The 13,929-nt window shown below is 65.3% G+C and carries 14 protein-coding genes; 12 read left to right on the plus strand and 2 right to left on the minus strand.

Going from position 1 to position 13,929, the window contains the following annotated elements; all coding sequences use genetic code 11:
* The first annotated feature begins 25 nt into the window (after positions 1-25).
* The 9 genes from ftsZ to dnaE all read left to right on the plus strand — a co-directional run bounded on the left by ftsZ (position 26) and on the right by dnaE (position 9,762).
* Entirely contained in the window at positions 26-1,261 is a 1,236-nt protein-coding gene (ftsZ, locus tag G6R19_RS05145) for a cell division protein FtsZ (RefSeq protein ID WP_163163045.1), read from the plus strand.
* An 8-nt stretch (positions 1,262-1,269) separates the two neighbouring features.
* On the plus strand, positions 1,270-1,959 hold the full coding sequence (locus tag G6R19_RS05150; RefSeq protein ID WP_163163047.1) for a polyphenol oxidase family protein: 690 nt from the start codon (positions 1,270-1,272) through the stop codon (positions 1,957-1,959).
* The gene (locus G6R19_RS05155) at positions 1,952-2,689 is read left to right on the plus strand and encodes a YggS family pyridoxal phosphate-dependent enzyme (protein ID WP_163163049.1); all 738 of its coding nucleotides are present in this window, start codon (positions 1,952-1,954) and stop codon (positions 2,687-2,689) included. Before G6R19_RS05150 ends, G6R19_RS05155 begins: the two co-directional genes overlap by 8 nt.
* A 90-nt stretch (positions 2,690-2,779) precedes the next feature.
* Positions 2,780-3,310 carry a cell division protein SepF gene (sepF, locus tag G6R19_RS05160; RefSeq protein WP_163163052.1) on the plus strand — a complete coding sequence of 177 codons (531 nt, stop codon included), beginning with the start codon at positions 2,780-2,782 and terminating at the stop codon, positions 3,308-3,310.
* 120 nt (positions 3,311-3,430) lie between these two features.
* Positions 3,431-3,718 carry a YggT family protein gene (locus G6R19_RS05165; RefSeq protein WP_163163054.1) on the plus strand — a complete coding sequence of 96 codons (288 nt, stop codon included), beginning with the start codon at positions 3,431-3,433 and terminating at the stop codon, positions 3,716-3,718.
* A gap of 177 nt (positions 3,719-3,895) precedes the next feature.
* Positions 3,896-4,585 carry a DivIVA domain-containing protein gene (locus G6R19_RS05170; protein ID WP_163163056.1) on the plus strand — a complete coding sequence of 230 codons (690 nt, stop codon included), beginning with the start codon at positions 3,896-3,898 and terminating at the stop codon, positions 4,583-4,585.
* 91 nt (positions 4,586-4,676) lie between these two features.
* Positions 4,677-5,249, plus strand: coding sequence for a signal peptidase II (lspA, locus tag G6R19_RS05175; RefSeq protein WP_163163058.1), 573 nt, complete (start codon positions 4,677-4,679; stop codon positions 5,247-5,249).
* Positions 5,242-6,168 (plus strand): RluA family pseudouridine synthase, encoded by a 927-nt coding sequence (locus G6R19_RS05180; RefSeq protein ID WP_163163060.1) that lies wholly within the window; start codon positions 5,242-5,244, stop codon positions 6,166-6,168. Before lspA ends, G6R19_RS05180 begins: the two co-directional genes overlap by 8 nt.
* Positions 6,169-6,204: 36 nt before the next feature.
* Positions 6,205-9,762 (plus strand): DNA polymerase III subunit alpha, encoded by a 3,558-nt coding sequence (dnaE, locus tag G6R19_RS05185; RefSeq protein ID WP_163163062.1) that lies wholly within the window; start codon positions 6,205-6,207, stop codon positions 9,760-9,762.
* A gap of 83 nt (positions 9,763-9,845) precedes the next feature.
* Here the strand turns inward: dnaE and G6R19_RS05190 are convergent, their stop codons facing one another.
* Entirely contained in the window at positions 9,846-10,346 is a 501-nt protein-coding gene (locus G6R19_RS05190) for a flavin reductase family protein (protein ID WP_163163064.1), read from the minus strand.
* A gap of 125 nt (positions 10,347-10,471) precedes the next feature.
* Between G6R19_RS05190 and G6R19_RS05195 the strand changes: the two genes are divergently transcribed.
* The 3 genes from G6R19_RS05195 (at position 10,472) to nrdR (ending at position 13,087) form a co-directional block, all read left to right on the plus strand.
* Positions 10,472-11,023, plus strand: a complete 552-nt coding sequence (locus tag G6R19_RS05195) for a hypothetical protein (RefSeq protein ID WP_163163066.1) — start codon at positions 10,472-10,474, stop codon at positions 11,021-11,023.
* A 4-nt stretch (positions 11,024-11,027) separates the two neighbouring features.
* Positions 11,028-12,425 (plus strand): histidinol dehydrogenase, encoded by a 1,398-nt coding sequence (hisD, locus tag G6R19_RS05200; RefSeq protein WP_163163068.1) that lies wholly within the window; start codon positions 11,028-11,030, stop codon positions 12,423-12,425.
* Between the two features lie 155 nt (positions 12,426-12,580).
* Positions 12,581-13,087 carry a transcriptional regulator NrdR gene (gene nrdR / locus G6R19_RS05205; protein WP_163163070.1) on the plus strand — a complete coding sequence of 169 codons (507 nt, stop codon included), beginning with the start codon at positions 12,581-12,583 and terminating at the stop codon, positions 13,085-13,087.
* A 96-nt stretch (positions 13,088-13,183) separates the two neighbouring features.
* Here nrdR and G6R19_RS05210 read toward each other — a convergent pair whose 3' ends face one another.
* Positions 13,184-13,918: an SDR family oxidoreductase gene (locus tag G6R19_RS05210; protein WP_163164108.1), complete on the minus strand. Its 735-nt coding sequence runs from the start codon at positions 13,916-13,918 to the stop codon at positions 13,184-13,186.
* Positions 13,919-13,929 lie beyond the last annotated feature (11 nt).

Below are 13,929 nucleotides of genomic sequence, written 5' to 3' on the forward strand. Positions count from 1 at the left end.
AAGACACGAACAAGGGACACGTAACGTGGCAGCTCCGCAGAATTACTTGGCCGTCATCAAAGTCGTCGGCATCGGCGGCGGTGGCGTGAACGCAGTCAACCGCATGATCGAGGTCGGCCTCCGAGGTGTTGAATTTATCGCCATCAACACTGACGCCCAGGCCCTGCTGATGAGCGATGCCGACGTCAAGCTGGACGTAGGACGCGAGTTGACCCGTGGCCTCGGGGCGGGCGCGAACCCCGAGGTGGGCAAGCAGGCTGCAGAGGACCACGCAGACGAGATCGAGGAAGTGCTCCGCGGGGCCGACATGGTCTTCGTTACCGCAGGCGAAGGCGGTGGAACGGGTACCGGCGGCGCTCCCGTCGTCGCGCGCATTGCGCGGTCCCTCGGCGCCCTCACCATCGGTGTGGTGACCCGCCCGTTCACGTTCGAGGGCCGGCGCCGTGCAGGTTCCGCTGAGGCCGGCATCGACGCCCTGCGCGACGAAGTGGACACGCTGATCGTGATCCCGAACGACCGCCTCCTCTCCATCAGCGACCGCAACGTCTCAGTCCTGGACGCCTTCCGCTCCGCTGACCAGGTGCTGCTCTCCGGTGTCCAGGGCATCACCGACCTCATCACCACTCCGGGCCTGATCAACCTCGACTTCGCGGACGTCAAGTCCGTGATGCAGGGTGCGGGTTCCGCCCTTATGGGCATCGGCTCCGCCCGGGGCGAGGACCGCGCAGTCAAGGCCGCAGAGCTCGCCATTGCCTCGCCGCTGCTGGAAGCCTCCATCGACGGAGCACACGGTGTGCTCCTGTCCATCCAGGGTGGTTCGGACCTCGGCCTGTTCGAGATCAACGAGGCCGCACGCCTGGTCCAGGAAGTGGCTCACCCGGAAGCGAATATCATCTTCGGTGCCGTCATCGACGACGCCCTCGGCGACGAAGCCCGCGTGACGGTCATCGCAGCCGGGTTCGACGACGTGAAGGCCACCTCGCCGTCCATGGACCAGTCCCAGCCCCAGGTTGCCCCCCAGCGGCCGGCCGCCGCCGTTGCCCCGGCACCCGCCCAGGCCCCTACCGCAGGCAACCACTCGATGAACGTCCAGCCGGTCCACGCAGGCGTCGGCGCAGCCGGCCTCAGCAACTGGGGGCAGCAGCGCCCCTCCGCTGTCCCCGCCGACTCAGGCTTCGACGTCGACCTCCCCTCCGTGGTGGAGCCGGACCTCACCGGCACCCACTCGGATGACCTGGATGTCCCCGATTTCCTGAAGTAGGCCCCGGCTTGTTCCACTGGCGTGCCGAAATCCGGCCTGGAGTGTCCATCGCCTTCACTGACGCTGCCGCCGGAAACCTGGCACTGCACGTGGGCGACGATCCTTCGGAGGTGGCCCGGCGCCGAGCGGACCTGGAACAGACCATCGGCGTCGCCCCGCACCGCCTGCGGTTCATGAACCAGGTCCACGGCACCACCGTGGCAGTCATGGGCCGGGAAAGCCCCGCACCCGAGGCCGACGCCATGGTTTCCCAGGGCCTTCCGCTGGCCGTGATGGTCGCCGACTGCATTCCTGTCCTGCTGGCAGGGGAGTCCGCGGAAGGGCCGGTCCTCGCTGCTGTTCATGCGGGCCGGCCCGGCCTGGCCAACGGTGTCATTCCAGCCGCGGTGGCCGGCATGGAGTCTCTCGGTGCCTCCGGCATCCGCGCCTGGCTGGGGCCGTCCATCTGCGGGAACTGCTACGAGGTGCCGGCCGGGCTGCAGGCCGAGGTGGCCGCGGCCGAGCCGGCAGCACGAAGTACGACGTCGTGGGGCACCCCTGGGCTGGATCTGCCGGCCGGTGCCCGGAGCCAGCTGGAGCGGTTGGGCGTCAGCGTGGAGTACTGCGGACCCTGCACGCTTGAGACGGACTCCCTCTTCTCCTACCGGCGGGACAAAAACACCGGACGCTTCGCCGGGGTGGTGTGGTGCCATGACTGACACCGGGGCAGCCGCGGACGCACGGACCGGGGAGCTCAAAGCCCGGCTTGAGGCCGTCCGCCGCCGCATCAGTGCGGCGGCGGTTTCTGCCGGCCGGGAAGGCAACCTGCCCACCTTGATCGTGGTCACCAAATTCCACCCGGCAGAGGACATTAGGCGGCTCGCCGCCCTGGGTATCACCGACGTTGGCGAAAACCGGGACCAGGAGGCGGCGGCAAAGGCCAAAGAGTTGGCGGAGTGCGGTCTTGCCTGGCACTTTGTGGGTCAGCTGCAGACCAAAAAGGCCAAGTCCGTGCTCCGGTATGCAGCAGCTGTCCATTCGGTTGACCGGCCACAGCTCGTGGACGCCCTGGCCAGGGCAGCCGAGGCTGAGCGGGACACGACGGGACGGGCGCCGCTGGAGTGCTTCATCCAGGTCAACCTGGAGGACGACGCCGGAACGCACCGCGGCGGCGCCGCTCCCGATGATGTTGGGATGCTTGCAGAACGGATAGCAGCAGCCGGGAGCCTCAATCTTGCCGGCGTGATGGCGGTTGCCCCTTTGGGCGCCGCGCCCGGGCCCGCCTTCGAAAGGCTCGCCGCAGTGTCTGCCGGCCTCGTGGCCGACCATCCCGCCGCGACTGCAATTTCGGCCGGTATGAGCCAGGACCTGGAAGCCGCCATCCTGTTCGGGGCGACACACCTGCGAATCGGTTCCGATATTCTCGGATCGCGTCCTGCCGTGGGGTAGCGTCGGTCCTATTGGAAGTGATGGGCGGGGGACTCCAGTGCTGTCAAGTCATTGGGCGGCCCGCTTAACGGACACGATTAGGAGTCGACCATGGCCGGCGCTCTGCGCAAGACAATGATCTATCTTGGGCTCGCCGACGGCGATGAACACTACGAGTCCGAGCAACAGACCACACGTAAGGATGAGGACGAAACGATGGAAGCTGACCGCGAGGAGCGCCGTGCACCTGCACCCGTCCGCGAGGTCAGCCGCGAAGCGTCCTTCACCCCCGAAGAGGAATACCGCGCCCCAGTGACCCCCATCAAGCGAGCGGCATCGAGCCGCGAGGAGACCAGCGGTCTCCGCCAGATCACCACCATCCATCCGCGCTCCTATAACGATGCCAAGTTGATCGGCGAAAGCTTCCGTGACGGAATCCCGGTCATCATGAACGTGACGGACATGGGCGAGGCCGACGCCAAGCGCCTGGTAGATTTCTCCGCCGGCCTGGTCTTCGGACTCCGGGGGAGCATCGAACGGGTGACCAACAAGGTGTTCCTGCTCTCGCCGTCGTACGTCGAGGTCATCGGTGACGACAAAAAAGCCAGTGAGACCCAAGCCAGCTTCTTCAACCAAAGCTGACCAAATAACCTGACGGATGCCAGGCAGGGACACACCTGCCTGGCATCTGTGCTGAAATAGACGAGAAGCATCGGCTGGAACCGCGGTAACCACTATGGACATGGAGATATGAATTAAGTCATGGGAATTGTTTTCGGGCTTGTCTATCTCGCGCTTTTGCTGTTCTTTGTGGCACTGATCATCCGTCTGGTTTTCGACTGGGTCCAGATGTTCGCCCGTGAGTGGCGTCCCCGGGGAGCGGCGCTGGTGGCGGCGCACGCCGTCTATTCCATCACCGACCCGCCGCTCAACGGATTGCGCCGGCTGATCCCGCCACTGCGCCTGGGCGGTATCTCGCTGGACCTGGGATTCCTGGTCCTGTTCATCGCCGTCAGTATTGCCATGGGGATCACCAGAGGCCTCGCCTGATTTACCCGCCAGACCCAGCAACGCACGGATGGAACCCGCCGGGAACCACCCTTGCAATGTGAAGAAATCTCGAGTTTGACACCGCAGTGTTGAATTAGAGGAACCAGTCCAACTTTAGGTACCGTAGTTTTGACGGCCGGAAGGCCTACTGACTAACTAGACCAGTGAGGTGACCAGATGGCTTTGACGCCAGAAGACGTTGTCAACAAGCGCTTTCAGCCGACCAAGTTCCGCGAAGGCTACGACCAGGATGAAGTTGATGACTTCCTGGACGAAATCGTTGTTGAACTCCGCCGCCTGAACCAGGAAAACGACGAGCTTCGCAAGAAGCTCGCCGAAGCCGGGTCCAGCGTTCCCGCCAGCTCCGCCGCCGCACCAGTGGTGGAGAAGGTCCCCGCGCCCGTCAAGTCCGACAAGGACGAAGCACGCGAGAAGGCAGAAGCCGAAGCCAAGGCCGCCGAAGAGCGCAAGAAGAAGGACGTCCAGCCGGCCGCTCCGGCAGCTGCCGCTCCCGTTGCCGCTGCTCCGGCCGCCCCCACGGCCTCCGCCGAATCCGCCGCCGGCCTGCTCGCCATGGCCCAGCAGATGCACGACCGCCACGTCGCAGACGGACAGGCACAGAAGGACAAGATCATCGCAGAGGCGCAGATCGAAGCCAGCAGCCTCGTCAACGACGCCCAGGAGAAGTCCCGCAAGATCCTTGGCGCCCTTGAGCAGCAGCGTTCCGTGCTGGAGCGCAAGGTGGAGCAGCTCCGCGGTTTCGAACGCGACTACCGTTCACGCCTGAAGGCCTACATCGAGGGCCAGCTCCGCGATCTCGATGCCCGCGGCTCAGTGGCAACGCCGGAAGTCAGCGAAGCCAACTAATCCGGCAAGCACGTATTCTGAAAGCCGGTGGCTGAGGATTCCTCGGCCACCGGCTTTTGGCATTGACACAGGTCTTACAAATGAAAGCACCATGACTGACGAACTCGCCGCCGACCCGGCACGCCCCGTACCGCCTTCGCCCCGCCCCCGGAGGGCCGTGCTGCTGTCCCTCTTTGCAGGGTTCGCAGTTTTTGCCTACGTCCTGGACCAGCTGACGAAAATCTGGGTCACGTCCACGATGGTGGAAGGGGAACGGATTCCGGTACTCCCGCCGCTGTTGCACTGGTACTTCATCAGGAACTCGGGGGCGGCGTTCTCCATCGGGGAAAACGTCACGTGGGTGTTCTCCATCATCATGGCCGCCGTTGCCGTGGCCATCCTCTTCCAGGTTCGCAAGCTGGGCTCCAAATGGTGGTCCCTTGCCCTCGGCCTGCTGCTGGGCGGCGCGCTGGGCAATCTCACGGACAGGCTCTTTCGGGAGCCGTCGTTCGGCATGGGGCACGTCGTGGACTTCATCCAACTGCCCAACTTCGCGATCTTCAACATCGCCGACTCAGCGGTAGTGTCCGCCGTTGCGATCATCTGCATCCTGACGCTGCGCGGAATCGCCCTGGACGGAACCCGGCTCACACATGACCGCAAGGAGAAGTCCGGCGATGCCTGAGCGCGTCGTCGTCGCCGAAGAATTCGCGGGGTCCCGCGCAGACGCGGGCCTCGCCGGGCTGCTGGGAATTTCCCGTTCCCTTGCGGCCACCCTGATCGCTGAAGGCAACGTCCTCAGCCGGGGCAAAGCACTGGGCAAGTCAGCAAAGCTCGTGGCCGGAGACGTCCTCCAGGTGAGCCTGCCGGAACGGCGTGACCCCCTGGAAGTCGTGGAGGAAGTTGTGGAAGGCCTGAAGATCCTGCTCGACGACGACGATTTCGTCGTCGTCGATAAACCCGTGGGTGTTGCCGCCCATCCTTCCCCCGGCTGGGTGGGCCCCACAGTGGTGGGGGGCCTTGCCGGGGCGGGGTACCGCATTTCCACCTCCGGCTCGCCAGAGCGCGCCGGCATCGTCCACCGGCTCGACGTCGGAACGTCCGGGGCGATGGTGGTGGCCAAGTCCGAACGCGCCTACACCGCCCTGAAGCGGGCTTTCAAGGAACGCACCGTGGACAAGGTCTACCACGCAGTGGTCCAGGGCCTGCCCGATCCGCTGGTGGGCACCATTGACGCGCCGATCGGACGGCACCCCGGACATGACTGGCGTTTCGCGGTCATTGAGGACGGGCGGCCGTCCGTAACCCACTACGAAGTGGTGGAAGCATTCGGCAAAGCGAGCCTGGTGGAGGTGCACCTGGAAACCGGACGCACCCACCAGATCCGGGTACATTTCTCGGCTCTGCGCCATCCCTGCGCCGGTGACCTCACCTACGGAGCCGATCCCCGCCTGGCCGCCACGCTCGGCCTGACGCGGCAGTGGCTGCATGCCCGCGAGCTCGGCTTTGAACACCCGGTGACGGGCGAACCGGTACGTGTGGTGAGCGACTACCCGCAGGACCTTGCGTTTGCCCTCGAAGTGCTGGAGTCCGGCCAGGCCTAGCCAATCTCCAGCCGGACCAGCGCATAGAATAGTGCGGTGACTTCCAGCAACGACTCGTTTGTCCATCTCCACAACCACACCGAGTATTCAATGCTGGACGGTGCCGCACGGCTCGGAGAGCTGTTCGATGAAACCGAACGGCTGGGTATGCCCGCCATTGCCACCACGGACCACGGCTACCTCTTCGGCGCCTTCGATTTTTGGAAGAAGGCCACGGATAAAGGGATCAAGCCGATTATCGGCGTCGAGGCCTACGTAACTCCGGGAACGGCGCGCGGTGACAAAAGCCGGGTGCGCTGGGGTGAGGAGCACCAGCGCAAGGACGATATCTCCGGCGGTGGCTCGTACACCCACATGACGCTGCTCAGCTACAACAACGCGGGCATGCGGAACCTGTTCCGGGCGTCGTCCATCGCTTCCCTGGATGCGGTATTCGGCAAATGGCCGCGGCTGGACCGGGAACTGCTGAACACCTATTCCGAGGGGCTTATCGCCACCACGGGCTGCCCCTCAGGGGAGATCCAGACGCGGCTGCGGCTGGGCCAATACCGGGAGGCGCTTGAGGCAGCCTCCGAGTTCCGCGACATCTTTGGTGCCGAGAACTACTTCTGCGAACTGATGGACCATGGGCTGGACATCGAACGGCGGGTCACCGGGGACCTGCTCCGGCTCGCCAAGGACCTGAACCTTCCCCTCGTCGCCACGAACGACCTTCACTACACGCACGAGCACGACGCCAAGGCCCACGAGGCGCTGCTGGCCATCCAGTCCGGCTCCACCCTCCTGGAACCCACGTACGACAACGGCGGCTCCCGCTTCGCCTTCTCCGGCAGCGGCTACTACCTGAAGTCACCGCAGGAGATGCGTGAGCTGTTCCGCGACCACCTCGATGCCTGCGACAACACCCTCCTGATCGCCGAGCGGTGCGAGGTTTCCTTTAACACCGGCGCCAACTACATGCCGCGATTCCCTTGCCCGCCCGGCGAGGACGAGACCTCGTGGCTGGTCAAGGAAGTAGCCAAGGGGCTCGAGTACCGCTACCCCGCCGGTGTTCCGGACGAGGTGCGGGCACAGGCCGACTACGAGCTGGGCGTTATTACGTCCATGGGTTTCCCCGGCTACTTCCTGGTGGTGGCGGACTTCATCAACTGGGCCAAGAACAACGGCATCCGGGTAGGTCCCGGCCGTGGTTCCGGCGCCGGCTCAATGGTGGCCTACGCCATGCGCATCACCGACCTGGACCCGCTGCGGCACGGCCTGATCTTTGAGCGGTTCCTGAACCCTGACCGCGTCTCCATGCCCGACTTCGACGTCGACTTCGATGACCGGCGCCGTCCGGAAGTCATCGACTACGTGACGCGCAAGTATGGCGACGAGCGCGTTGCCATGATTGTTACCTACGGCACCATCAAAACAAAGCAGGCGCTGAAGGACTCCTCGCGCGTGCTGGGGTATCCGTTCAGCATGGGCGAGCAGCTGACCAAGGCGCTGCCCCCGGCGGTGATGGCCAAGGACATCCCGCTGGCGGATATCCAGAACCCGGAGGCCAAGCGCTACGGCGAAGCCGGCGATTTCCGGCAGCTGATCAGCACGGACCCGGAAGCCGCCAAGGTGTTCGAGACCGCGCTGGGCATTGAGGGCCTGAAGCGCCAGTGGGGCGTCCACGCCGCCGGCGTGATCATGTCCTCGGACCCGATCATCGACGTCATCCCCATCATGCGCCGGATCCAGGACGGCCAGGTGATCACGCAGTTCGATTACCCCACCTGCGAGGGCCTTGGCCTGATCAAGATGGACTTCCTGGGGCTGCGGAACCTCACGATCATTTCCGACGCCCTGGAAAACATCAAGATGAACCGCGGCATCGACCTGGACCTGGAGTCCCTGGAACTCGACGACGCCCCGTCCTACGAGCTGCTGGCCCGTGGTGACACACTGGGAGTGTTCCAGCTCGACGGCGGGCCGATGCGTTCCCTGCTCAAGCTGATGAAGCCTGACAACTTCGAAGACATCTCGGCCGTGCTCGCCCTGTACCGGCCAGGGCCCATGGGCGCCAACGCGCACACCGACTACGCGCTGCGCAAGAACGGGATCCAGGAAGTCATCCCGATCCACCCGGAACTGGAGGAGCCCCTCAAAGAGATCCTCGGCGGAACCTACGGCCTGATCGTGTACCAGGAGCAGGTAATGGCGGTGGCCCAGAAACTGGCCGGCTACTCGCTGGGCCAGGCAGACATCCTCCGCCGCGCCATGGGTAAAAAGAAGAAATCCGAGCTGGACAAGCAGTTCGCGGGCTTCTCCCAGGGCATGCAGGACAACGGCTACTCCATGGAGGCCGTAAAGACCCTGTGGGACATCCTGCTGCCGTTCTCGGACTACGCGTTCAACAAGGCACACTCCGCCGCATACGGCGTCATCTCCTACTGGACCGCGTACCTCAAGGCGCATTACGCGCCCGAGTACATGGCCGCGCTGCTCACTTCCGTGGGTGACGACAAGGACAAGTCCGCCATCTACCTGAACGAATGCCGGCGCATGGGCATCACCGTGCTGCCGCCGGACGTTAATGAGTCCGCGCTGAACTTCACTCCTGTGGGCAACGACATCCGCTTTGGAATGGGCGCCATCCGCAACGTGGGCGTCAACGTGGTGGAGGCCATGGTGGCCGCCCGCGAAAGCGAGGGCGCGTTTACGTCCTTCAAGGACTACCTGATGAAGGTGCCGGCAGTGGTCTGCAACAAGCGCACCATTGAATCGCTCATCAAGTCCGGCGCGTTCGACTCACTGGGCCATCACCGCCGTGCCCTGGCGATGATCCATGAGGAGGCCATCGATTCCGTTATCACGCTCAAGCGGAACGAGGCGATTGGCCAGTTCGACCTTTTCGCCGGCTTTGAGGAGGCCGAGTCCGAATCGTCGCTGAGCATCGACATCCCTGACCTTCCGGAGTGGGAGAAGAAGGACAAACTCTCCTTCGAACGGGACATGCTGGGGCTGTATGTCTCGGACCACCCGCTGCAGGGCCTTGAAGGGGTGCTGAGCCAGCACGCCGAAATGACCATCACGTCCGTCCTGGGCGAGGATGGGCCGCAGGACGGCGCCATCATCACCATCGCCGGCATGATTACGTCGCTGAGCCGGCGCATCGCGAAGGCCAGCGGCAACGCCTACGCCAGGGCCGAGGTGGAGGACCTGGGCGGTTCGATGGAAGTGATGTTCTTCGGCCAGGTGTATGGCCCCATTGCTTCGGTGCTCGCCGAAGACCTGATCGTGGTGGTCAAGGGGCGCCTGCAGAAGCGTGACGACGGCGCCATCACCCTCAACTGCATGGAACTGTCCGTTCCGGACCTGAGCGAAGGGCTGAACGGACCACTGGTGATCACCATGCCCACGCACAAAGCCACCGAGGCTGTGGTCACGGAGCTGGGCGATGTGCTCCGGACGCACCGCGGGAACTCGGAAGTCCGCCTGCACCTGCAGGGCGACACCAGGACCGAAATCATGGGACTGCCGGTACACCTCCGCGTGAACCCGAGCCCGTCGCTCTTTGGCGACCTGAAGGTACTGCTGGGCCCCGCCTGCCTGGACGCCTAAGGGCTCCGGGGAGGGGCAGCAAACAGCAGCCGACGGCGGGAGCGCATCCCCGCCGTCGGCTGCTGTTGGGCGGGTGAAGGCTGTCAGATTTCGTAGTCGAGCGGCACGGGCTGACTGTAGCCCCCTCCGTGGTAGAGCAGCGGCGAGCCGTCCCCGCCCACCTGGCCGTCAACCACCTGCACCACCACAACCGCGTTGTTCTCGAACGAGAGGCGCATCTGCACCTCGCCGATCAACCAGCCGGCCACGTCCTTGAGCACCGGAACCCCGTGCGGCCCGACATCCCAGTGGTCGCCTTCAAAGCGGTTGCCGGCCCCGGCAAACCGGTCCGCGAGTTGCTGGTTTTCCAAGCCGAGCATGTGGACCCCCAGATAGGTGGTGTTGGCCACGGCCGGCCAGGACCTGGAACTGCGCGCCATGTTGAAGGTGAAACGCGGGGGCTGCGCTGACAGCGACGCTACGGACGTGGCGGTGAATCCAAAGGGCTTGTCCTGGTAGTTGACCGTGATGATGGCAACGCCCGCGGCATGGCGCCGGAACATCTCCCTGAACGTCCGCTCGAACGGTACGTCATTTACGGTCACGGGTACTCCTGTGGTGGATGGCTGCGTTCTCCTTCAAGGGTATGGTCCCGCTGGCCGGGCAGGGAATCTCTTGAAGCCCCACGTCCGGCCGTTAAGCCGCTGGAACATTTGTTAAGGTTTGTTGCATGACGAAAACAACCCGCCGGTTACGTCCGCGGTTGCCCTGGGCCCTGCTTGCGGTCCCGGCAGCGGCGGGCGTGCCCGCTGGAATCCTCTGGTGGATCCTGGCGCCCGGCGGCCTCAACCTGATCACCAGGGATCCCGTCCTCGGGGCCGGCACCAACCCCCTGGTGTGGCTGCCAAGGGACCTCACGCTGGCCGGGCTGCTGGTCTTCGCGGGGTGCCTCCTGGCGGTGTTCCTGGCGGACAAAAAGCGCCGGGACCCCCAGACCGACCTGTTGATGGGGCTGGCCGGCGCGTTATGCGGCGCCGTCCTCGCCTGGCACGCCGGGCTGCTGTCCGCACGGCTGTGGGGGCCTGACGTGGACGCCTCGGCCAACGCCAGCATTGCCTTTTCGTTGCGCGCCCTGCCCGTGCTGCTGCTGTGGCCCGCTGCCACTGCCGTGTCCGTCTTCGTGCTGGAGTTGATGCACCTCCTGGGCAGGAAGGACGACGGCAGGAAGGACGACGGCGGCGCGGACAGTTCGCCGCCCGTTGCAGTTGGGCCCGTAAAATAGTGCGGTGACCATTTCTTCGGAGTTTCCCGCCACCCCCGCCGCTTCCGCCCTGAGCTTCCGGACCGTTGACCTTCGGGGCCGGAACCTGACCCTCGCCGGACTTCGCGCTGCGGTGCCGCGCGCCCAGGGCCAGACGGTGGCCGACGCGGAGGAAAAGGTCCTCGACATCATCGCGGCCGTCCGGCACCGGGGTTTCGATGCCTTGGGCGAATTGGCCCTGCGCTTCGACGGGGTGGCGCAAAACCACCCGCTCGTCCCGCAGGATGCCCTCTCGGCGGCGCTTCAGCAGTTGGATCCGGCCGTCCGCCGGGCGCTGGAGGAATCGATCAGCAGGGCACGCCGGTTTGCCGACGGCCAGCGTCCGCGCAACGTGGAGGTCCAACTCGGGGACGGCGCGGTGGTCAGCCAGAACTGGGTGCCGGTGGCGCGGGTGGGACTCTACGTCCCCGGCGGCCTGGCCGTCTACCCGTCTTCGGTGATCATGAACGTGGTTCCGGCCCTCGCAGCCGGGGTGCAGTCCATTGCCCTGGCATCCCCTCCGCAGAAGGAGTTTGGCGGGCTGCCGCATCCCACCATCCTTGCGGCCGCTGCACTGCTCGGCATCACTGAGGTGTACGCCATCGGCGGTGCCCAGGCCATTGCCGCCTTCGCTTACGGGGTTCCTGCGGCCGAGGCCGGTCCGGCCCTGGAACCGGTGGACGTGGTGACCGGGCCGGGCAACATCTTCGTCGCCACGGCCAAGCGCCTGGTCAAGGGTGCGGTGGGGATCGATTCCGAGGCGGGCACCACCGAAATTGCCATCCTGGCGGACTCCACGGCCCAACCTGCCCTGGTTGCCGCCGACCTGATCAGCCAGGCCGAGCACGATCCCAAGGCAGCCTCGGTGCTGATTACGGATTCCGAGGACCTTGCGGCTGCCGTACGCACGGAACTGGACAAGCAGGCCACGGCCACCAAGCACTCCAGCCGGGTCCGCGAAGCACTGTCCGGCCCGCAGTCCGGAGTGGTCCTGGTGGACGACCTGGAACAGGGCATCGCTGCCTGCGACGCGTACGCCGCAGAACACCTGGAAATCATGACCCGGGACGCAGCCGGTGTGGCCGCCAGGATCCGCAATGCCGGCGCCATCTTTGTTGGGGACTACAGCCCCGTCAGCCTGGGGGACTACTGTGCCGGCTCCAACCACGTACTGCCCACCAGCGGCACGGCTGCCTTCTCGTCCGGCTTGAATGTCACCACCTTCCTGCGTGCCATCCAGGTAGTGAACTACAGCCGTGAGGCCTTGGCCGAAGTAAGCGGCCACATCGTCAGCCTCGCAGGCGCAGAAGACCTGCCCGCCCACGGCGAGGCTGTGACGGCCCGGTTCCCAGGGGGCCAGGACCTGCCGGGCTCCGATATCTAGTAGGACCCACCACAACATGTAGTAGTTACAGGCTTGTGATTAGGCTGTGCCGGGACGTAAACTAAAAGGCAATACGGGCTGTCTGTGGGTTGCCGCAACGGTCATCAATAAAACAAACCGCCAAGCGAAGAACATCCAGCGAAAGAAGGGACGCCATGTATTGTCCGTTCTGCCGCAACCCCGATTCCCGGGTGGTTGACAGCCGCATGGCGGACGACGGCTCGGCCATCCGCCGGCGCCGCCAGTGCCCTGAATGCGGGCGCAGGTTCACCACGGTGGAGACCACCAGTTTGTCCGTGATCAAGCGTTCCGGCGTGGGGGAGCCCTTCAGCCGCAGCAAGGTCATCAACGGTGTCCGCAAGGCCTGCCAGGGACGCCCGGTCAGCGAGGACGACCTCGCGCTGCTCGCCCAGGAAGTCGAGGAGCAGATCCGCTCATCCGGCGCCGCCGAGATTGACGCCCACGAGGTGGGACTCGTTATCCTCGGTCCGCTGCAGAAGCTGGACAAGGTGGCCTACCTCCGCTTCGCGAGCGTCTACCAGGCTTTTGAATCCCTCGAGGATTTCGAATCGGCCATCGCGCTGCTCCGCCAGGAAGCCGAAGAGGACGCAAAGGGTACTCCTGCCAAGGGTGCCAGAAGCTCCGAAAAGAGCACACTGTAAGCTCCGGTGGTGGCAGTGGAGGGGAAGCCGCAGCCGCCACCGGCACCACAGGCCGGCTGCAGAGGCACACAGGCCGCCTGCAGAGGGCCCGGCCGGCTACCTTCCCCCTGAAACGGGCAGCACGGCGCCGGTAATATAGCCCGCCTCCGCCGACATCAGCCACAGTACGGCGGCCGCCACCTCTTCGGGTTCGGCGCCCCTGCCGAGCGGAATGGTCGGGTTGAGCCGCTCCACGCGGTCCGGCATCCCGGCCGCGGCGTGCAGGCCGGTGTTGGTGCTCCCGGGGGCAACTGCGTTGACCCGGATGCCCTGCTTTGCCACTTCGGCCGCCAGGCCCGTGGTGAGCACATCCACCGCCCCCTTGGACGCCGCGTAGTGCGCCCAGGTTCCGGGGGAACCTGCCTTGGTTGCGGTGGAGGAGATATTGATGATGGAACCGCCGGCGCCGCCCGCCCGGCTGTCCAGACGCCGCACTGCTTCCTGGCAGACGTAGATCAGCCCGGTGACGTTGACGTCCATGACCCGCCGGATGTTCTCAGCGGGCACGTCCACGAGGTTCCCGATCAGGTTGCCGGTGATGCCCGCGTTGTTTACTACTGCAGTCAGCGGCCCAAGCCGCGCAGCGGCGTCGAACAGGGAGCGGACTGCGGCGGGATCGCTGACGTCGGCCTCGGCACGTACTGCCGTGCCGCCGTCGTCCGTGATGTCCTTTACCACCGCCGCGGCACCGTCAGCATCGGCGGAGTAGTTCACCACCACGGCGTAACCGGTGCGGGCAGCCAAGCGGGCGGTGGCGGCACCGATGCCCCGGCTGGCACCGGTGACCACCATAACGCCGCGGG

It is taken from the genome of Arthrobacter sp. Alg241-R88 (assembly GCF_900537115.1).
Classification (GTDB): domain Bacteria; phylum Actinomycetota; class Actinomycetes; order Actinomycetales; family Micrococcaceae; genus Arthrobacter.